We start from the raw sequence: 19,958 nt of genomic DNA, 5'->3' as shown, positions 1-19,958 counted from the left end.
GTTGCTTTGAGTGGGAAAAACTAATAACAGACTTATCCACAGAAATCAGCGTCTGCCTGATTCGATCTAATCTGCCAAGATCGCGAAGCTTTTGAGACATCATAGAATCCAGAGTCGAGTCATGGCATCCTAAGACCAAATTTCTACTCTCGGAACCCAGTCACATGGCGCAGATACCTGACAACCCACTTATCCTGATAGATGGATCTTCTTATTTATATCGAGCATTTCACGCCTATCCCGGCACGATGAGCAATGGAGAGATCCCGACCAATGCTATCTATGGCGTAGTCAACATGATCAGAAGTATGGTTCGTCAGTTTAAATCTGATCGATTTGCGGTGATCTTTGATGCCAAAGGTAAAACCTTTCGCGATGAAATGTATCCGGAATACAAAGCCAATCGCCCACCAATGCCTGATGACCTGCGGTGTCAAATTGAGCCATTGCACCAAATCATAAAAGCGATGGGGCTGCCGTTGATTTGTGTTGAAGGTGTTGAAGCCGATGATGTGATCGGTACCTTGGCTCATCAAGCATCCCAGCAAGGTATGCCTGTTTTGATCAGTACCGGTGATAAAGACATGGCGCAGTTGGTCAATGAGCAAGTCACACTGATCAATACCATGACCAACGTGGTAATGGATCCACAAGGTGTTGTGGATAAGTTTGGTATTCCACCAGAGCTGATCATCGACTACTTGGCCTTAATGGGTGACAAAGTGGACAACATCCCTGGTGTTCCTGGCGTTGGCGATAAAACGGCGACAGCGCTACTGCAAGGCATTGGCGGATTAGAAACGCTTTACGAGAAGTTAGATGATATTGCAGCGCTGGGTTTCCGTGGCTCGAAGACCATGGCCAAAAAGCTCACCGATAACAAAGATAATGCTTACTTATCTTACCAACTGGCCACGATTAAGCTGGATGTCGAACTCGATTGCACTCCTGAGTCATTGAGCAAGCAAGACCCTGATATTGATCAGCTAGTTCAGCTGTACAGTAAGATGGCGTTTAAATCTTGGTTGAATGAACTATTGGAAGGCGGCAGTCCACTGGTTCAATCAGAAGGTGAGGCATCATCCAGTTCGGTCGCTGGGACCTCTGTAAGTTCAGGTGTGGCAGAAAGCACTGCAGCTAAGATTGACCGCAGCCAATACCAAACTGTGTTAACGGAAGCGGATTTTGAAACGTGGTTAGCGAAGTTAAATAGAGCAGAGTTAATCGCATTTGATACAGAGACGGATAGCCTAAATTACATGGAGGCAAATCTAGTCGGAGTATCTTTTGCTACAGAGGCCGGCAGTGCCGCCTATGTGCCGGTTGCCCATGATTATCTCGATGCGCCAGAACAGCTCGATAGAGACTTTGTATTGAGCAAGTTAAAGCCACTTCTTGAAGATCAGAATATCGCTAAAGTCGGGCAGAATATGAAATATGATGCCAACGTATTGGCTCGTTATGATATTACGTTACGAGGAATCGCACACGATACTATGCTGGCTTCTTACGTGTTTAACAGCGTGGGCGGCAAACATGACATGGACAGCTTGGCGTTACGTTTCTTGCAACACAGCTGCATTTCTTTTGAGCAAATTGCGGGTAAGGGTAAAAAGCAATTAACCTTTAATCAAATCGAGCTGGAACAGGCTGCTCCTTACGCAGCAGAAGATGCAGATGTAACACTTCAGCTTCATCAGCAAATCTATCAGCAGATTGAAAAAGACGAATCACTTAAGCGTATTTACCATGACGTTGAAGTGCCTTTGATTCCGGTACTATCGCGTATGGAAAGAACCGGTGTGTTTATTGATGAGATGAAGCTGGCCGCTCAATCACAAGAGATCGCTAAACGCTTGGATGAGTTGGAAAAAGAAGTCTTCGAGATAGCGGGAGAAGAGTTCAATCTTAGCTCACCAAAGCAGCTACAAGTGGTGTTGTTTGAGAAAATGGGGCTTCCCGTTATCAAGAAAACTCCTTCAGGTACGCCATCCACTAATGAAGAAGTGTTACAGGAGCTGGCACTTGATTACCCATTGCCGAAGCGCATTTTGGAATACCGCGGCTTGGCGAAACTCAAATCAACCTACACTGACAAGCTGCCTAAGATGATCAATGGCCAGACGGGTCGTGTTCACACGTCTTATCACCAAGCAGGTACTGCGACGGGGCGTTTCTCATCTACCGATCCTAACCTGCAAAATATTCCAATTCGAAACGAAGAAGGGCGTCGTATACGTCAGGCGTTTGTTGCACCTCATGGTCATAAGATTCTGGCTGTGGACTACTCTCAGATCGAACTTCGAATCATGGCACATTTATCTGGGGATGAAACCTTACTTGAAGCCTTCCGCAGCGGTAAAGATATTCACGCGGCAACGGCTGCAGAGATTATCGGTGTTGATATCGAAGATGTGACCAGCGAGCAACGCCGTCGTGCCAAAGCGGTTAACTTTGGTTTGATATACGGAATGAGTGCGTTTGGCTTGGCTAAGCAGCTGGGTATTCCGCGTGGAGAAGCGCAAAAGTATATGGATACGTATTTTGAGCGTTACCCAGGTGTACTTCAATATATGGAAGATACCAGAGCCTTTGCTTCAGATAAGGGCTATGTGGAAACGATATTTGGACGCCGTTTGTACTTGCCTGAAATTACGTCGAGAAATGGCATGCGTCGTAAGGCTGCAGAACGAGCAGCGATCAACGCCCCTATGCAGGGCACAGCGGCAGATATCATCAAAAAAGCCATGTTGCTGGTGGATGCTTGGATTGAGCAACATGGACAAGGAAAAGTGCGTTTGCTAATGCAGGTACACGATGAACTGGTATTTGAAGTAGAAGAAAGCTGTCTTGCTGAAATTGAAACTAAAATACAGAATTTGATGGAATCAGCGGCAGAGCTTGATGTGCCTCTTGTCGCTGATTTTGGTCATGGTGATAACTGGGATCAGGCTCACTAGACAAAAATCAAAGTAAATTGCCAGCAAACCAAGAGCCAGCGCACAATTGCTGGCTTTTTTTTACATTAAAAAAAGTCTTCTACATGCGCTAAAAACTGTAGGTTAATAAAACTATCATGAAAAAAAACTACAAAATGGTTTCCATTTATGCGCATTTGTTGTACATTAATCGACGTAGGGTACAGAGGTAAGATGTTCTATCTTTCAGACCTTTTGTTTCACGTTATTGGATTAGGCTGATTCAGCCGCCCCAGTCAGTTTTTGACTGGGGCGTTTTTTATTGCGCCAAATAAAAATCCAACATTCCGCTATCTTTTCGCCAAATCCCGAGATGCCAACCCAGTTTAAGTCACATTTTTAGTTATTTTACTCCTAGAATTAAGCTGTTTTTATATAACGAAACTTGTTCGTTTGAGCTAAAGGCTAATAAATTCAGGGTATTGTAAATAGCGAGGCGGTGCGGTAGGTAATAAGCGGTAGATTTGCGCTACGTGAGAGTTTGAACCAACCTTAAGTGACAACAACAATAACTTTCTTAGATTCTCTCCCATAGCCCCGCCAGGAAGGTGGGGCATTTTGTATCTGGGAGTTTGTATGTTGCGTTGTTTCTAGTTAGCTGAGTATAGAAAAGATCACTGATCAGAGTCTGACTGGTTTTGCTGCTCGATTCCCTCTTCAAAATCTTCGTCTATTTCATTCTCTAGCTCTGCCAATATTGCTGGTGTGAACCATTCGTCTAAACGGCGGCGCAATACATCTACACCAATTCCTTTCAGCGACGAAAAGGTATCGACATACACTTCGCCGCAAAAAGCCATTGAAGCTTCACGAATTTTAAGTAGTTGCGCTTTGCGGGCCCCACTTTTTAGTTTGTCGGCTTTGGTTAATAAAACCTGTACAGGGATATTACTGTCAACCGCCCAGTAGATAAGTTGTTGGTCGAGGTCTTTCATTGGATGGCGAATATCCATCAACACTACCAATCCTTTTAGGCACTCACGCTTTTGCAAGTACTCGCCCAAAGCTTTCTGCCATTTCTTCTTGAGTTCTAGCGGAACTTGAGCAAAGCCATAGCCCGGTAAGTCGACGATATGGCAATCATCGGCTACTTTAAAAAGGTTAATAAGCTGCGTGCGTCCAGGGGTTTTACTTGTTTTGGCTAAACTACGTTGATTTGTTAACGCATTGAGCGAGCTGGACTTTCCTGCGTTGGAGCGTCCTGCAAAAGCGATTTCAATACCAGCGTCTTCAGGCAAGTGACGTATGTCCGGTGCACTGGTAATGAAATGCGTGTTTTGATAGTTGATTTTAACGCTCACTTGTTAACTCCATCTCGACTTTGTGTAGTCTGTTGCTTACTTTTGTATAAAAATGTGTAAAATAACCATGCTCGGCGTAAGGTCGCCTTTGCTTATAATTGTACCATGCTAAAAGCGATAAGAGTGGTACTGGAAGCTTGATAATTATAATGGAATGTCATGAAGAAATTAGTGCTAATAATCGGTCTATTAGCCAGCTGCTCTGCGTGGGCTCAAGTTCAAGGGAGCGCGGAAGCTGGTAAAGACAAATCTCTTGTGTGTGCAGCGTGTCATGGTGTGGATGGCAACGGTAATAGCTTAGTCCCTAACCAACCTAAGCTAGCAGGACAACATGCCAAGTATTTAGATAAGCAGTTACACGATTTTAAACTTGCGGTAACTAGTGAAGGTAAACAAGGCCGTGTCGATCCGATTATGGCGACGCAAGTGATGGCCCTGACTGATCAAGACATCGCCGATTTGGCGGCTTATTACGCCTCACTTCCTATTTCTGAAGAAGCGACTCCTGATAATGTCATTGAAAAAGGTAAGGTCCTATACACTGCTGGTGATTCAGAGCGTGGTTTGACGGCTTGTATTGCCTGTCACGGCCCGAGAGGTAACGGTACGGAGCTTTCTGGCTTTCCAAAAATTTCAGGCCAATATCCAGAATACATCAAAGGTCAGTTGTTAAAATTCCGCGACGGTTCTCGCGCTAACGACATGAACGAAATGATGCGTGATATTGCCAAAAAACTGACAGACGAAGATATTGAGATCTTGTCCAAGTACATGGCTGGCCTGCATTAAAGCTCTGGCAAGCCACTAATTGAATGAAGGCCCAAGCATTTGCTTGGGCCTTTTTGTTTCGCTAGAAAACGGATTGAGTTAAATCACTCCTCGCCAGTTGTACAATTACGCTCCACTCTTGGGCCAGTTTCTGGTATGTTGCGCATCTCCAAAAATAGGGGTGTGAAATGAGTAGATGTCCGCTTTGTGAAAGTGAGCGAAGCAGTGAGTATCATCGGGACAAACGTCGGTTGTACTGGCAATGTCACAGATGTGAGCTTGTTTATGTTGATCCAGCCCAGCGTTTAGACTCGACAGAAGAGAAAGCGCACTATGATCTTCATGAGAACGATCCAAGTGATCAAGGATATCGACGTTTTTTGTCTCGCTTAGCGAATCCACTACTTGAGCGAATTGGGCCGAATCAACATGGGTTAGATTTTGGCTGCGGACCGGGACCAACGCTTTCGGTTATGCTTGAGGAACAAGGTCATCGTGTTGACCTGTATGATATCTACTACCACCCTGAAGAAGATGTATTAACTAGGCAATATGATTTTGTAACGTCAACAGAAGTCATAGAGCATTTGTATCACCCAAACCAAGTTTGGAAGACTTGGATGAGTATGCTCAAGCCAGGAGCTTGGCTAGGGTTGATGACAAAAATGGTGATAGACAAAGAGGCATTTGCAACTTGGCATTACAAAAATGACCAAACACACGTTGTCTTTTTTAGTCGCCAGACATTTGAGTATCTAGCGCAGCAATACCAGCTCACGCTAGAATTTGTAGGTAATGATGTAATTTTATTGAGGAAGCCCAGCCATGAGTCGAGTTAAGAAGAAGCGTTCTGGCGGAAATATGGACGTCATTGTGGTTCGCAACCGCACACAAAAAGATGTCGAAGGGCGTCTACGTAAAAAGGACAAAAAGAAAAAAGGACTGAAGACAGGCAGTCGTCACTCCAGCGCTGAAGAAAAGCAGATCAAAGCAGCAAAAGAAAAGCGCGATCCAAGATTGGGAAGTAAAAAACCGATCTCTTTGGTTCCACCAACCGTAGATAAGCCAACAAAAGCGCAAAAGCGCCTGTCAGCTGAGCAAGAATTGGCGCAACTAGAAAATGATGCGCAATTGATGGTGTTGTTGGAACGCATCGAAAACGGCGAGAAACTAGGTCCAGGTTTACAATCTATGGTCGATGAAAAGCTCGATCGTATTGAAGCCTTGATGGACCAACTGGGTCTATTCGAGCAACAAGACGATAGCGACAAATCTCATGCCGATCAACAAACTACTGTTGCAGCGAAACCTAACAAGAACAAACCTACAACAGACGAAGATCTGCTGGGTAAATTCGAAGACTTAGATCTAAACGATTTTAAATAAGTAACGAGTGAGCAATTGGGATGTCAGTGACTCTACTAGCAACTTTGGGTGGGCTAATTATTGTGGCGTTAGCTGCTTACGCAGCGCACCTATTGCTGAAACTTAAAAAGCAAACGGAATTGCAAGAAACCCACAAACGTTTAGCGATTGAAAAGCGTAATGCCAATATCTTTGAGAATGTGCAAACGCTTTGTTTAGCGGGAATTCAAGGGCAATGTGATTTGTCAGAAATCAGCATTCGCGTTTATTGCATTATGGATTATGTCCAAGGTGAGCAGCGCGTCGATTTTGACAAAACTTACCCAGCAATTTCTGAGCTCTACCACGTGGTAAAAGATATGGCACGTGGTGACGACAGGCAGGAGCTTGAAAAGAAAGAACGTATGCGTCAGAACTTGGCTCGCCAAAAAGCGGAAGCAAAGTTAACCGATGCCATCGTCGAAGAGCTGAAAGCACTAAGACAAAATGTTGCGCCATTAAATAACCAAATCGATATTCAGTTGGTTTCTTAACTAGGTAGCTGTCTCGTAAAGCGCCGAGTCATTTAAGTGGCTCGGCGCTTTTGCTTGAAAACCACGCCAATTTAAACACCTATCTTTTGTAAGTGATCAAGCTAACAAATCACTAATTAATTTGAACCAAAATGCGCTCTTTTAAGACGCACGTCTTTGGCGTGTGGCAAAATATTGCGCTGCTAATGTCGTTTTATTCAGTATGGTTCGAAATATGTCAGAGTCTGTTATTGCCAATTCTGTTACCGCTCAATCACCAAGCTTTGGTGAGCAAATCGAGTGGGATCAAGCCATGCTGGATAAGTACAATTATTCTGGACCCAGATATACGTCATACCCAACTGCAGTTGAGTTCCATGAGATGTTTACGGTCTCTGACTACGACATGGCGTGTGCGCAATACCCCGAACGTCCGGTTTCGCTTTACATCCATATCCCGTTCTGCCACAAGCTTTGTTACTACTGTGGCTGTAACAAAGTGATCACGCGACACTCTCACAAGGCCGATCAGTACTTAGATGCACTTGAGTTAGAAATTCGCACTCGCGCGGCCTTGCTAAAAGAAAGAAAAATCAGCCAGCTTCATTTTGGAGGCGGCACACCGACTTTCCTATCTAAAGCACAAATAAGCCGAGTGATGGACATTTTGCGCGATGAGTTTAACTTCTTGTCCAGTGCTGAAATCAGTATTGAAGTGGACCCACGTGAAATCGAAATGGATATGTTGGACCACCTTTATACTGAGGGCTTCAACCGTCTGAGTATCGGTGTGCAAGACTTTGACAAAGAAGTGCAGCAGCTGGTCAATCGTGAACAAGATGAGCAGTTCATTATTGATATGGTGGCTCGAGCCAAAGAGCTGGGTTTTCGGTCGACTAATCTCGACTTGATTTATGGTTTGCCGAAACAAAATGCGGAAAAGTTTGCCAAGACAATTGCTCAAGTCTTAGAGATGGAGCCGGGACGGTTGTCTGTCTTTAACTATGCTCACATGCCGCAGTTGTTCGCTGCGCAGCGCAAAATCAAAGATGATGATTTACCTAAAGCCGATGAAAAAATGGCGATGCTGCAAAATACCATTTCTTCTCTAACCGAATCTGGCTACCAGTTTATTGGTATGGACCACTTTGCAAGACCCGACGACGAGTTGGCGATTGCCCAGCGAGAGGGTATTTTGCACCGCAACTTCCAAGGGTACACCACACAAGGGGACTGTGACTTGGTAGGGTTTGGCGTGTCAGCTATTTCCATGGTGGGTGATGTCTACTCGCAAAACCAGAAAGAGTTGAAACAATACTATCAACAAGTGGATGAGCTGCGTCATGCTATTTGGCGCGGTGTGGTTCTTGATAGTGATGACTTACTTCGTAGAGAAGTGATCAAACAGCTGATTTGCAATTTCAGTCTTGATACAACACAGATCGAACAGGAATTTTCGGTTGCATTTAATGATTACTTTGCAGAAGACTTAAAGCTACTTCAGACCTTTATTGATGACGAGCTAGTGAGCTACCAAAGCGGCATCATTACTGTATCCAAACGCGGTCGTCTGCTAATTCGAAACATCTGTATGTGCTTTGACAAGTACTTACGTGAACGTGCACGCCAGCAACAGTTTTCGCGCGTCATCTAAGTTTTTTATGAAAATGCTCGCGTTTAGCGAGCATTTTCCGCAACTGACCAAAAGGCTTTCACCAGTGGATTCGAAAGCTGAGAGCGCTTACAACACAATCCCAACTTAAAAGAGTCCACATCAAACGCCGTGTTCAGGCGTTGAATCTTATCCCGTACCGGACTGTTATCGATGACCACATCCGGTGCTATCCCTACACCACACCCTAATGCAACCATACTGGCAATAGCTTCGTGACCTGAAACTTGTGCATAGATGTTCGGGGTTTTGATTTTCATCGCTTTCAACCATGCATTGGCTCTGTCTCTGGCAGTTCCAGCTTCTGGAAGAATAAAGGGAATAGAACGCCAATCAATCGGCGAAGATTGCAGTTGATCGGCAAAGGTACTCACACCTGATGGCGCAATTACGGATAGCGGAATATTTCCGATAGTCGCAAATTCAATTCTAGCGGGCAGTTGGTCTGGTTCTGCAGAAATGGCGAGGTCAACATCATCACTTAGTACTTTATCGATGGCTTGAGCCGGATCGCCTGTTGAGAGCTTTAGCTCGATATGTGGGTGCTTGACCCTAAGCTCTGAAATCAAATCGGGTAGGTGACTGTAACTGGCAGTAACCGAGCAAAAAACGCGTATTTCGCCAATTAGCTGGTCATGTTTACCAGATATTTGTTCGGTGTAACCTTGCCAATCACTCAAGATATTCATCGCTACAGGCAGTAGGGTTTTACCTTCTGCGGTGAGTTCTACACTGCGATTGTCTCGAACAAACAGGGTTTGACCCGTTTCTTGTTCGAGCTTTTGAATCTGTCGACTGAGAGCCGATGGACTGACATGTAGTGCACTGGCTGTTTTGCTGAAATTCTGGCTGTCACACAGGTGAACGAATAACTGTAAACTTTTAATGTTCATAATAAAGATAAGAGTTCGATGTTGCGATTTTTGCAATTACTTATCTCGAATATATCACTTTAGGCAATTTAACGCCTAGTGTTAGTATGGATTCATTCAGCGATAACGCTGACCGGTACGGATGAATGAACAAGGAGCCCCACATGGCCAATTATTTCAACACTTTAAACTTGCGTGAGCAGCTAGACCAACTAGGCCGCTGTCGCTTTATGGATCGCGAAGAGTTTGCTACTGAAGCAGACTTTCTTAAAGGCAAGAAAGTTGTCATCGTTGGTTGTGGTGCTCAAGGTCTTAACCAAGGCCTAAACATGCGTGATTCAGGGTTGGACGTGTCATACGCATTGCGCCAAGCTGCGATTGATGAACAGCGTCAATCTTTTAAAAACGCAAAAGAAAATGGGTTTGAAGTTGGTAGCTACGAAACTCTAATTCCTCAAGCAGATCTAGTGGTTAACCTAACGCCAGACAAGCAACACACAAACGTGGTCGAAACGGTAATGCCGTTAATGAAAGAAGGCGCTGCACTAGGTTACTCCCATGGCTTCAACATTGTTGAAGAAGGCATGCAGATTCGTAAAGACCTAACGGTTGTTATGGTTGCACCTAAGTGTCCAGGTACCGAAGTTCGTGAAGAATACAAGCGTGGCTTTGGTGTTCCGACCCTAATCGCGGTCCACCCGGAGAACGACCCTAAGAGCGAAGGTTGGGATATCGCTAAAGCGTGGGCTGCGGCAACGGGTGGTCACCGTGCTGGCTGTCTAGAGTCTTCATTCGTAGCAGAAGTAAAATCTGACCTAATGGGTGAGCAAACTATTCTATGTGGTATGCTGCAAGCAGGTTCTATCGTGTGTTACGAGAAGATGGTTGCAGACGGCATTGACCCAGGTTACGCAGGCAAGCTCCTTCAGTACGGCTGGGAAACCATTACAGAAGCACTGAAGTTTGGTGGTATCACTCACATGATGGATCGCCTATCAAACCCAGCAAAAGTTCGTGCGTTTGAGTTGTCTGAAGAACTAAAAGAGCTGATGCGTCCTCTTTACAACAAGCACATGGATGACATCATTCAAGGTGAATTCTCTGGCACTATGATGGCTGACTGGGCAAACGACGACGCTAACCTACTAGGATGGCGTGAAGAAACTGGCCAAACGGCATTCGAAAACTACCCAGCAACCAATGTTGAAATCTCTGAGCAAGAGTACTTTGACAACGGTATCTTGATGGTAGCTATGGTTCGCGCTGGGGTTGAACTAGCGTTTGAAGCGATGACGGCGTCTGGCATCATCGATGAGTCAGCGTACTATGAGTCTCTACACGAGTTGCCGCTAATCGCTAACACTATTGCACGTAAGCGCCTATACGAAATGAACGTGGTTATCTCTGATACTGCTGAATACGGTAACTACTTATTTGCTAACGTGGCGACTCCACTACTACGTGAGAAGTTCATGCCTTCAGTTGCGACAGACGTAATTGGTAAAGGCTTGGGTGAAACATCTAATCAAGTTGATAACCAGCGTCTAATCGACGTAAACGATGCGATTCGCAATCACCCAGTTGAGTACATTGGTGAAGAGCTACGTGGTTACATGACAGACATGAAGCACATCGCAGTAGGCGGTTAATTTCAGTCAACTTGAAATTTCGCGCAGGGCAAAATTATAAATGGAGGTCACGTTAAAAAGGCGTGACCCGAAATGCCCACAAACTCCAAGACAGGTTGGAGTAAAATAAATACAAAACACAACATAACGAAAAAGGCTTGCCGATTGGCAAGCCTTTTATTTTTTCAGCTAACTTTGATACGGCTATCAGATGCACTTAATCGTTGTCTTTCCCAGATAACTTGCTCTCAAGCTCAGCAAGCTTTTGCTCCATCTCAGTCAGTTTTTGACGAGTGCGCAGCAGCACTTGAGTTTGTACATCAAATTCTTCACGGCTTACAACGTCTAATTTATTTAACTGGCCTTGAATAACCTGTCGAACTTTTTGCTCCACGTCTGAACCTAGCTCTTTTACTGGTGCAGGCATAGAGTCTTGAATTTGCTTAGCAATTTGTTCTAGTTTTTTTGGATCAAACATGGGCAACTCCTATTTGTAATGTGCCCATCTTACACTCTCAACCAAGCCTAGGGCAGTGTTAGCAACAAAATTTTCGCGACTGAACTCGTTAATCGTGTTCGGATTTATTGGTTTGGCTTTATGAGGGCGAGCGGATTATCATAGCGCGTTAGCAAATAATGAGGCGCAAAATGAAGCTCAACCCAAGACAAGATGAAGCAGTCAAATACGTGTCTGGACCTTGCCTAGTACTTGCAGGAGCAGGCTCTGGTAAGACGCGCGTGATTACCAATAAAATTGCTTATCTTGTTCAGCAGTGTGATTACAAAGCGAGAAATATCGCAGCGGTTACCTTTACCAATAAGGCCGCCCGCGAAATGAAAGAACGAGTAGGGCAGACACTTGGCAAAGCTGAGTCGAAAGGCTTAATGGTTTCTACTTTTCACACTTTGGGCCTCAATATCATTAAACGCGAGTTTAAGCACTTGGGCTTAAAAGCGGGCTTCTCATTATTTGACGATCAAGATCAGCTAGCATTACTGAAAGAACTCACCGAAAAACAGTTAGATGGTGATAAAGATTTACTGCGTAGCTTAATGAGCGCGATTTCCAACTGGAAAAACGACATGTTAACGCCCGAGCAAGTTAAGGGTTTAGTACAAGGAGAGCAGCAACAGCTGTTTGCCCATTGTTACGACATGTACCAAGTTCAGATGAAAGCCTACAATGCGCTGGATTTCGATGACCTGATTTGGCTGCCAGTGATGTTGCTGGCAAACAACGAAGACGTTCGTCAACGTTGGCGCAACCGCATTCGCTATTTGCTGGTGGATGAGTATCAAGACACCAACACCAGTCAATATGAGTTAGTTAAACTGTTAGTCGGCGAGCGTGGTAGGTTGACCGTAGTAGGAGATGACGATCAGTCTATCTACTCATGGCGTGGTGCCAAACCGCAAAATTTGGTTCTTCTGGGGCAAGACTACCCCAACCTGAAGCTAATCAAATTGGAGCAAAACTACCGCTCGACTAGCCGCATTTTGCGCGCAGCCAATATCTTGATTGCCAATAACCCTCACGTGTACGAAAAATCTTTGTTTTCCGAGCTGCCCGATGGCGAGCCGCTAAAAGTTCTCATGGCGAAAAACGAAGACCATGAAGCAGAGCGTGTGACGGGGGAAATACTTGCTCATAAGTTTTTAAACCGCACCGATTATCGCGATTACGCCATCTTGTATCGCGGTAATCACCAGTCTCGACTCATTGAAAAGGCGCTGACTCAAAACCGAATTCCCTACAAACTCTCTGGCGGCACCTCGTTTTTTGCTCGCGCCGAAATCAAAGACATCATGGCGTACTTGCGTGTTTTGGTGAACCCAGATGATGACAACGCGTTTTTGCGCATTGTGAACACACCGCGCCGTGAGATAGGTCCGGTTACCCTAGAAAAGCTGGGTTCGTATGCCAATATGCGTGGTAAGAGCTTGTTTGAGTGCAGCTTTGAGATTGGCTTAGAGCAGCATTTAACGGGACGAGGATTGGAGAACTTACGCCGATTTACCCAATGGCTGGTGGCCATTGCTGATCAGGCTGAGCGTGGCGACACTGTGACTGCTGTTCGCTCGCTAGTTCGCGATATCAATTACGAAGACTGGTTGTACGAAACCTCTGCCAGCCCTAAGGCGGCGGAAATGCGCATGAAAAACGTCTCCGACTTATACGCGTGGATTGTGGCGGACTTGGAAGGTGACAACTACGACCAAGAAGAAAAGACGCTGAAAGAAGTGGTACAACGTTTAACGCTGCGCGACATGATGGAGCGCGGTGAAGAAGACGAAGACAGTGATGCGGTACAGTTAATGACACTGCACGCGTCCAAAGGTTTGGAGTTTCCTTACGTTTACTTGATTGGGGCAGAAGAGGGCATCTTGCCGCACCAAACCAGTATTGATGAAGAAAACGTCGAAGAAGAACGTCGTTTGATGTATGTGGGCATTACCCGCGCGCAGCGAGAATTGTCATTTATCATGTGCCGCGAGCGTCGCCAATTTGGTGAGCTGATTAAGCCTACACAAAGCCGATTTTTAGAAGAGCTGCCGCAAGACGATCTGGAGTGGGAAGTGGCGAAAAAGCCGGTATCTCAAGAAGAACGCATGGCCAAAGGGCAAGCGCATATTGCCAACCTCAAGGCCATGTTCAAGAAGTAATATCAGTACACTAGCCTTTCTCTAGAGCAGAGAAAGGCGGAATGCTTAGTCGGTCTGGTTAGGCTGTTTTCTCACCATACGCAGCATGCCCAATCGTTCTGTCCATCCATGAATTGGGGTTTCAATACCATCAAATGCTATAGCATGATAGCTGTTGTTGGTTCTGAATCGAAAGCTATCGGTGGCGGTGAGCAGTTTGCTAAAGGCTTTACCTGTGAAGATTTTTTGGCCTTTTTCCATTATCTTTTCGGGTGAATCTTTATGAATAAGAATGGTTTTCACTGATTTTCCATCTTTCCATTCATACTTAACTTTATCCTGCCATTGGATTGTTATCTCAGCCCACTCCTTCATTAGATCTTTGTCTTTATGAGTTTGGTAAGAAAACTCTTCAAAGACAGCTGGTACGCAGTCCCAGTTATAAATGGTCAGCAACTCTTTAAGGTTTGGTGCACGCCATAAGGTATCTTCGGACTTTGCTTGTTCAAGATCCGCGGAATTAATCGTCGACAACCTTTTTTGTTCTTCTAGAACGACTTTGTTTAGGTGTTCTCTATCATTCCTTTTATACGGATTTCCTGGTTCCGATTCCCACGGTACCTCTGGCTCCCCATCACAGTCCTGCGTGATTGCGTTATAGGTTTGACCATAAAAACAATAATTCCACTGTAGGCTGGTCGCCGAATCATTAACCACTCGGAAGATGTTGCCTTGAGAGTCAGATAGCTCTTCATGGGTAAAACGATTCGGTGCCGATGAAGAAGCACCTGCTTTACACGAAAAGGATATTGGTTCCGCAACCACTGAGCTACTTAACATAGCGATAAAAAATAGCTTTTTCATTGTTTGTGTTTTCTATTTCTCTGAACTTGAAAAACCATCACTGACTAACCACACCATATTGGGTTGATTTTGAGGTCGATAACCGGCGGTGAGATTCATACTAGGTACAAACACCCGCGCCTTTAACTCACCAATACTCTCGTCTGATGTCCAAAACCCATGTTCTATCTCATCTGGCTTATGTCGGTTGGTCCACGGCAATGAAGTATTAGGGAAATAGTCGATGTCGATACCAACATGATCTTGCATGCCAAAATCGGCGATGCCGTAAAATTCAGACATTTTCGGTAAACGCCAGTTTGTTAGTCCACACAACTTGGCGTCATTGACCCACTTAGTTTGGTTTTCTACGTTGCACAGAAGTGGGTCTGATGTTGGAGCATTGATATCACCTCGGACACAAGTGCCACTCATGTCTTGAGAAACTTCAGGTGTCATGTAGTGATAAAAGTTGTTGTTATCAAATATGGTGAACTGAGATTTTCCTTCTGGTCGTTTCATCTCCCAAACCAGGCCGGTGTGACTATCCATGACACAATGAAAGGGTGCGTGACGATAATGTAGATCTTGTCGTTTTAGTGGTTGCCCTTTGTCATCAAGCTTGATGTAGCGAGCTCCGTGGAGGCCATCTTTTTTGGAGTTTTTAGGCTGACCACTGTGAGGATCACAGCTTAGGTCGGTATCTCGGCCGCGATTTCCATCATCATTTAGGTAGGCCGCCATGATCCGAGTATCAGCTACATGGATATGACTTGGGCTATAGAACCAAGGTTCAGATTTATGACCTTGCCCACCTTCTATGACGATTTCATATACTTGATCGAACTCTAGATCGGTTATGGTTCCCAGTGGCTTATCAGTATCGACCGTTTGGAATGTGTCTGTTCCACTGATTCGCCATTTGATTTGGTAATTGTCCCCCCTGTGAGACTCTAACCAGTTCAAGCTTACCCAGTGTCTACCCTCTTGTTTACCCTTGCCTGCAAGACCTACACCGACAATGTGTGTTTCCTCTAGAATGCCTGCAGCACTGCAGGTTGGCGATACAATGGATACAGGATAGACAGCTACCCAGCTACCAGGACTGCGTGTTTTGAAGTAGTAGCTGTCTACGTTAGAATCTGCCAGCAATTTTGTGGCTTCTAGGCTAACGTGGGAAATGTTGGAGTCTAATCGATAGTTCAATACCGCGCTGAATCCGGCACTGTACAACATGGCTTGTTGTATCTCTTCGATCGTTGGAAGTTGGCTGTTTTTAGCGACCATTCTGTATTGAGCAAAATAATCAATGCCGGCCAATTTCATTAAATCATCATAGAAGTCACGGCTTTCAATTAAGTCGAAGTCCAACCCAAATAGTTTGCCAATGTGTTGCATTCTCGTAATACCAGCTAATAGCTCAACCTGTTTATATGGATGGCCTTTTATCCGTTCACCAATTTGCTCAAAGGTAAGTGGAATGACGAATGCAGAAGAGCCGTAATCAGGGTTTAATGTGCTGCGGAACAAGAGAATACTGTGAGCCGTGCTGACATATCCAACGTTTAGCCGCTCGAGTTCAGTTATCTCAATGATGCCGTTTTTGTTACTCGTCGCTAAAGTCTCTTCTAATTTCGCTAACTCGCACAACGCGCCCAACACGGAGCGAAGCACTACTTTACTTTGTTTGTCCTTGATTTCGATATACAAGGTGTCTTGCATTTCATCAAAGGTGTAATCGCCCCACTTAAGGCCGCGCTTTCCGGGCTTACAACTTTCAAATGTACCTAGAGTGTCAGGGAGTTCCACGGTAACCAGAAAATCAGATTTGCCGTGCAGATTAAGATTTTTGACACGCTTGCCTGAAAAGTCTTCGATGAAAACGGGTTCGTGACGGCGTGGGTATTCGCCTGTGTCATAGTGGTCACCATCCGGTGGGTTAGGGCGGCTACCTAATTTAACCACTAACTCTGCCTGTTTCAGTTCGGCAGGGAATCGGCCACTAAGCTTGATGGAGTGGGTTGGCGACAATGCCAAATACGCCTCTTTGAGCCTATGTTTAAAGTTGCCATTCATAATATCTTTGACGCGATATTCGAGCATAAGCTGTTGCTGGCTCGTCGCTGAACTGCTCAAGACATCATAATAGGGCAGGGATAGATTCGCCTTCGCGAGTAACACTTGATAGTGCTCAAGGATACTTTTTTGAGGTGCGTTTTTGTACGCTTGCAATATGGCGCGAATCAGGTCGGGCACCCCTTCAATTTTGATCGTTTTGCCTTGCTCTGTGTACTCAAATTTTGCAGGCCAGCGCGTTAAGGTTTGTTTGGTTAGCAGCGTCAAGTGAGCGCTAGACTTATCGTCAATCATGGCCTGAAACATGGCTTGTATTTGCTGACGTGAAGCGCGAATTTTCACAGGTCCAGCTGCCGCTAACTGAGTTTCTTGCTCTTTTTCACTATCGAAAATAACCTCAGTAGGTAGGTTAGTTGGCATAGTTTCAATTTTTGCCAGGTCCAGCGACGCATTGAGTGCTTTTACCTCACTGGTAATTGCGCTGTATTGCTTCGTCGATAGTTTAAGCTTGTCTGGCAAGGGCTGCATGATGAGATCGACCAGTGCTAGTACTTCAACCGCAACTTGTTTATTCCATACTACTTGGCCGCGAATCGACGAGATTTGATTACCCGACAGTATGATTTGCTTGGCATCTAGTGGCTTTTGCCAAGACTTAGCGTGATACAAGGTATTTATTTGTCCGAGAGTAACCACAAGAATGCGTTGGTCGTCTGGAGTCTCCACATTGCCTTTTAGATGAGTCCATTGCTCTTGATTTAGTGATAATTGGTACGGTGTCCCCATTGTTTTGTAATCACGCCAACTAGCACCGGGATTGGCTGCTTCAACGTGAGCTTTTATGGCCTTAATTTGCTCGGCGGTCAGCTCAAGCACACTGTGCTTGTACTCGTCGGCTAGGTGATGCAAGGCTTTGTTGCGCTTCTGCTTTTCGGTTAGAACTTTGGTTTGTGATGTCGAACTATAGGTCGAAATATCACTCAAGCTATCAGACAAATCTGCGACCACTTCTTGTGTGACATAGGTCGTGACGATTTGGTTTGAAACACTGCCCGCATCGACTTTGATATTGGGGAGTTCATCTTCTGTAAACGAGCCATCATCGTTGAGATCTTGCTCGGTCATGGCCTTAATTGAGTCGTAATTTTGCTCTGAGACCACACCGAGTTGGTCGGAGATGACTTTTATTTCAACGGGTTTGGTTAGTGGCCACTGCTCAGTCTCGACCAAAATACTGTAGTCGCCAACGCCATTGGCGAGTTTTTGCTCCTCACACACTTTTTCCGAACAGACTCGAACCGTGTATGACTCATCTTCAGCGACCGCGCCGATCGTGCCTTCAATCCTATATTCCAATTTTCTCAGCACTGGACGTTCGCCATCAGGTTCAGTGGGAACCAATGGTGTCGTCGTGGGAGGTGTTCCACTAGATGAGCTGTTGGAACCTGAACTTTGATTGTTCTCGCTCGGTGGATCGGAACACGCAGCAACACTTAAAACCGCTCCAAGTGCGATGAGAATTTTCTTAAACAACATGAATAAACCTGCAGAAGCCAAAAGATTCACATATGTGAAATTAATGTTTCGAATAGTTACTAATCGAACATTGCTGAACAAGTGACCATATAAAGATCTGTTGAAGTGAGAAAAACTAGTTGTAAAGTTTATACTCAGATCGAATTGCAGAATATAATAGATCATTAATATTGATTTTGATAATGAAAATGATAATAATTGCTAACAATTAATTTGAGTTGGTGGTTATTTATTCATGAAATCTATTAAAAAGTCGCTTTGTCGTTACCTAAAAAATGAGTCGGGAGCGACTGCTATCGAATATGGCATTTTGGCAGCTGGGCTAGCGGCAGGCATTCTGGCGATATTCGGTTCTGATGGACTATTTATTTCGGCATTAAAAGAGAAATTTCAAGCCATTATCGATGGTATGAACATGGGCAATGGAGGCGAATAAGCTTCTGCTCTGTGGTCAATTGCTGACGGTTGCGCTGCTCGTTCATATTGCGATTCAAGACATCTATCTTAGAAAAGTACCGAACTGGACCTGTGCTGTGTTATTAGCGTGTGTCTTGGTCTTTACGCCATTTCATTGGGTGGGTGTATTGGTGGCATTGTTGGTCTTGGTAACCGGCTGGTGGTTTTTCTGCCAAGGCTGGTTAGGTGCGGGAGACAGTAAGCTGCTGGCCATTTTGATGTATGCGTGTCCGATGAACGAGTTGCAATACCTAATCACCGTCGTGTTGTTGGGTGGTGTTTTGAGTGCGGCTTGCTGGTTGTATAACCAACTGTCTTTCAAGGGCGTGTTGGCTAAGTCTCCCACATCCAGCATTCCATACGCCGTTGCGATTTGTACCGCTGCTCCGTTTTATATGTATTACCTCTGATCTCAAATCATGAAAAAAATTCTAATTTTAGTTGTGGGCTTTGCTGCCTTTGCAGTCATGGCTGTGCTGTTATTGCCTACTGAAAAAAGCCAATCAGACGCATCGAACGCCAATGTTGAAGCTGAGTTGCCTCCTGAGCCTGTAGTGGCAATGGCATTGGCGAGCAAAGCACCATTGCAAGCGGGTATGATTTTGCGCGTTGAAGACTTCTATTTTCTTACGGTACCCGAGCCAACCACCACCGAACTGAACCAGTACTTTTGGCAGGGGTTAACCGATGTAGACGAACTTGTTGGCAGTTTAATTACGCGCCCTCTGAATGTGGACTCACTGCTTAGCCAAGATGCGATTATTCGTCCTAACCAAAGCCATTATGTGTCCTCTATTTTGGCTCCCGGTAAACGAGCATTGACCCTAGAGCTGAATCAAGAGGCGGTCAGTTATGGACTACTTAAACCAGGTAATTATGTCGACGTGTTATTGGCGAGCAGTGTCGATATGCCTGCTGACCAAGGCTTAGCAACCAGTTACAGCTCTCAGCTTGTTTTGGAAGGTATCCGCCTATTGGCGATTGGCGATGTGGTCAACGAACTGGTGTCGTTAGATGGCAAGGATGATGACGACAATGAAATTGGTAATTTCGATCCGGTTCGTGTCACGTTGGAAGTCTCACCCGAACAAGCGCCCAAGTTGTTACTAGCAAAAAAACTGGGTGACCTGTCTTTGCTACTTCGCAGTCATATGGACGTGGAAATGGTGAATACTGCAGGCAAAACCAGCGTTTGGGGTGACCAAGTATCGGATAACCACAACCCTGAAAAGCACATCAAAAAACAGGTCCGCATCTTTGACGGCGGCTCTATTCGCAACAGCACCGACTCCACGCTGGAAAACTAAT

At 45.1% G+C, this 19,958-nt stretch carries 17 protein-coding genes; 12 read left to right on the top strand and 5 right to left on the bottom strand.

Features of this window, described 5'->3' with window-relative positions:
• Positions 1-164 precede the first annotated feature (164 nt).
• Positions 165-2,960 carry a DNA polymerase I gene (polA, locus tag ACXAFJ_RS20155; protein ID WP_475325954.1) on the top strand — a complete coding sequence of 932 codons (2,796 nt, stop codon included), beginning with the start codon at positions 165-167 and terminating at the stop codon, positions 2,958-2,960.
• A 192-nt stretch (positions 2,961-3,152) separates the two neighbouring features.
• On the top strand, positions 3,153-3,200 hold the full coding sequence (gene spfP, locus ACXAFJ_RS20150) for a small protein SpfP (protein ID WP_438356636.1): 48 nt from the start codon (positions 3,153-3,155) through the stop codon (positions 3,198-3,200).
• Positions 3,201-3,592: 392 nt separating this feature from the next.
• On the opposite strand, the gene yihA is transcribed toward spfP, so the two are convergent.
• Positions 3,593-4,279: a ribosome biogenesis GTP-binding protein YihA/YsxC gene (yihA, locus tag ACXAFJ_RS20145; RefSeq protein WP_475325952.1), complete on the bottom strand. Its 687-nt coding sequence runs from the start codon at positions 4,277-4,279 to the stop codon at positions 3,593-3,595.
• A 159-nt stretch (positions 4,280-4,438) separates the two neighbouring features.
• On the opposite strand from yihA, the gene ACXAFJ_RS20140 reads away from it, so the two are divergent.
• The 5 genes from ACXAFJ_RS20140 (at position 4,439) to hemN (ending at position 8,578) form a co-directional block, all read left to right on the top strand.
• The gene (locus ACXAFJ_RS20140) at positions 4,439-5,068 is read left to right on the top strand and encodes a c-type cytochrome (RefSeq protein WP_475325951.1); all 630 of its coding nucleotides are present in this window, start codon (positions 4,439-4,441) and stop codon (positions 5,066-5,068) included.
• Positions 5,069-5,235: 167 nt separating this feature from the next.
• On the top strand, positions 5,236-5,886 hold the full coding sequence (locus ACXAFJ_RS20135) for a class I SAM-dependent methyltransferase (protein WP_475325949.1): 651 nt from the start codon (positions 5,236-5,238) through the stop codon (positions 5,884-5,886).
• Entirely contained in the window at positions 5,873-6,433 is a 561-nt protein-coding gene (gene yihI, locus ACXAFJ_RS20130) for a Der GTPase-activating protein YihI (RefSeq protein WP_475325947.1), read from the top strand. The genes ACXAFJ_RS20135 and yihI overlap by 14 nt, the downstream gene beginning before the upstream one ends.
• A gap of 20 nt (positions 6,434-6,453) precedes the next feature.
• Positions 6,454-6,945 (top strand): DUF2489 domain-containing protein, encoded by a 492-nt coding sequence (locus ACXAFJ_RS20125; protein ID WP_475325946.1) that lies wholly within the window; start codon positions 6,454-6,456, stop codon positions 6,943-6,945.
• A gap of 214 nt (positions 6,946-7,159) precedes the next feature.
• On the top strand, positions 7,160-8,578 hold the full coding sequence (gene hemN, locus ACXAFJ_RS20120) for an oxygen-independent coproporphyrinogen III oxidase (RefSeq protein ID WP_475325945.1): 1,419 nt from the start codon (positions 7,160-7,162) through the stop codon (positions 8,576-8,578).
• Positions 8,579-8,601: 23 nt separating this feature from the next.
• Here hemN and ilvY read toward each other — a convergent pair whose 3' ends face one another.
• Positions 8,602-9,489 (bottom strand): HTH-type transcriptional activator IlvY, encoded by an 888-nt coding sequence (gene ilvY, locus ACXAFJ_RS20115; protein WP_475325944.1) that lies wholly within the window; start codon positions 9,487-9,489, stop codon positions 8,602-8,604.
• Positions 9,490-9,632: 143 nt separating this feature from the next.
• Between ilvY and ilvC the strand changes: the two genes are divergently transcribed.
• A complete protein-coding gene (gene ilvC / locus ACXAFJ_RS20110) occupies positions 9,633-11,117 on the top strand; it encodes a ketol-acid reductoisomerase (protein WP_475325942.1) in 1,485 nt (494 codons plus the stop codon).
• A 196-nt stretch (positions 11,118-11,313) separates the two neighbouring features.
• Here ilvC and ubiK read toward each other — a convergent pair whose 3' ends face one another.
• Positions 11,314-11,574, bottom strand: a complete 261-nt coding sequence (gene ubiK, locus ACXAFJ_RS20105; RefSeq protein WP_475325941.1) for a ubiquinone biosynthesis accessory factor UbiK — start codon at positions 11,572-11,574, stop codon at positions 11,314-11,316.
• A gap of 170 nt (positions 11,575-11,744) precedes the next feature.
• Here ubiK and rep point away from each other — a divergent pair, with 170 nt between their 5' ends.
• A complete protein-coding gene (rep, locus tag ACXAFJ_RS20100; protein ID WP_475325940.1) occupies positions 11,745-13,760 on the top strand; it encodes a DNA helicase Rep in 2,016 nt (671 codons plus the stop codon).
• A gap of 45 nt (positions 13,761-13,805) precedes the next feature.
• On the opposite strand, the gene ACXAFJ_RS20095 is transcribed toward rep, so the two are convergent.
• The gene (locus tag ACXAFJ_RS20095; protein WP_475325938.1) at positions 13,806-14,603 is read right to left on the bottom strand and encodes a hypothetical protein; all 798 of its coding nucleotides are present in this window, start codon (positions 14,601-14,603) and stop codon (positions 13,806-13,808) included.
• Between the two features lie 12 nt (positions 14,604-14,615).
• Positions 14,616-18,194, bottom strand: coding sequence for an Lcl domain-containing protein (locus tag ACXAFJ_RS20090; protein ID WP_475325936.1), 3,579 nt, complete (start codon positions 18,192-18,194; stop codon positions 14,616-14,618).
• 235 nt (positions 18,195-18,429) lie between these two features.
• Here ACXAFJ_RS20090 and ACXAFJ_RS20085 point away from each other — a divergent pair, with 235 nt between their 5' ends.
• The 3 genes from ACXAFJ_RS20085 to cpaB are packed head-to-tail and all read left to right on the top strand — an operon-like array spanning position 18,430 to position 19,957.
• Positions 18,430-18,630: a Flp family type IVb pilin gene (locus tag ACXAFJ_RS20085; RefSeq protein ID WP_475325935.1), complete on the top strand. Its 201-nt coding sequence runs from the start codon at positions 18,430-18,432 to the stop codon at positions 18,628-18,630.
• Entirely contained in the window at positions 18,617-19,060 is a 444-nt protein-coding gene (locus tag ACXAFJ_RS20080; protein WP_475325934.1) for a prepilin peptidase, read from the top strand. Before ACXAFJ_RS20085 ends, ACXAFJ_RS20080 begins: the two co-directional genes overlap by 14 nt.
• Before the next feature lie 9 nt (positions 19,061-19,069).
• Positions 19,070-19,957: a Flp pilus assembly protein CpaB gene (cpaB, locus tag ACXAFJ_RS20075; RefSeq protein ID WP_475325933.1), complete on the top strand. Its 888-nt coding sequence runs from the start codon at positions 19,070-19,072 to the stop codon at positions 19,955-19,957.
• The last annotated feature ends 1 nt before the right edge of the window (position 19,958 follow it).

Source organism: Vibrio sp. ABH4_348 (genome assembly GCF_056159765.1).
The sequence above is the reverse complement of the archived record's forward strand: the minus strand, read 5'-3'. Positions and strand labels throughout refer to the sequence as shown.

What these genes read in the sequence shown, in the direction of transcription:
- polA (WP_475325954.1), top strand. Translation starts at nt 165, where the DNA reads ATGGCGCAGATACCTGACAACCCACTTATCCTGATAGATGGATCTTCT.
- ACXAFJ_RS20140 (WP_475325951.1), top strand. Translation starts at nt 4,439, where the DNA reads ATGAAGAAATTAGTGCTAATAATCGGTCTATTAGCCAGCTGCTCTGCG.
- ACXAFJ_RS20135 (WP_475325949.1), top strand. Translation starts at nt 5,236, where the DNA reads ATGAGTAGATGTCCGCTTTGTGAAAGTGAGCGAAGCAGTGAGTATCAT.
- yihI (WP_475325947.1), top strand. Translation starts at nt 5,873, where the DNA reads ATGAGTCGAGTTAAGAAGAAGCGTTCTGGCGGAAATATGGACGTCATT.
- ACXAFJ_RS20125 (WP_475325946.1), top strand. Translation starts at nt 6,454, where the DNA reads ATGTCAGTGACTCTACTAGCAACTTTGGGTGGGCTAATTATTGTGGCG.
- hemN (WP_475325945.1), top strand. Translation starts at nt 7,160, where the DNA reads ATGTCAGAGTCTGTTATTGCCAATTCTGTTACCGCTCAATCACCAAGC.
- ilvY (WP_475325944.1), bottom strand. Translation starts at nt 9,489, where the DNA reads ATGAACATTAAAAGTTTACAGTTATTCGTTCACCTGTGTGACAGCCAG.
- ilvC (WP_475325942.1), top strand. Translation starts at nt 9,633, where the DNA reads ATGGCCAATTATTTCAACACTTTAAACTTGCGTGAGCAGCTAGACCAA.
- ubiK (WP_475325941.1), bottom strand. Translation starts at nt 11,574, where the DNA reads ATGTTTGATCCAAAAAAACTAGAACAAATTGCTAAGCAAATTCAAGAC.
- rep (WP_475325940.1), top strand. Translation starts at nt 11,745, where the DNA reads ATGAAGCTCAACCCAAGACAAGATGAAGCAGTCAAATACGTGTCTGGA.
- ACXAFJ_RS20095 (WP_475325938.1), bottom strand. Translation starts at nt 14,603, where the DNA reads ATGAAAAAGCTATTTTTTATCGCTATGTTAAGTAGCTCAGTGGTTGCG.
- ACXAFJ_RS20090 (WP_475325936.1), bottom strand. Translation starts at nt 18,194, where the DNA reads ATGTTGTTTAAGAAAATTCTCATCGCACTTGGAGCGGTTTTAAGTGTT.
- ACXAFJ_RS20085 (WP_475325935.1), top strand. Translation starts at nt 18,430, where the DNA reads ATGAAATCTATTAAAAAGTCGCTTTGTCGTTACCTAAAAAATGAGTCG.
- ACXAFJ_RS20080 (WP_475325934.1), top strand. Translation starts at nt 18,617, where the DNA reads ATGGAGGCGAATAAGCTTCTGCTCTGTGGTCAATTGCTGACGGTTGCG.
- cpaB (WP_475325933.1), top strand. Translation starts at nt 19,070, where the DNA reads ATGAAAAAAATTCTAATTTTAGTTGTGGGCTTTGCTGCCTTTGCAGTC.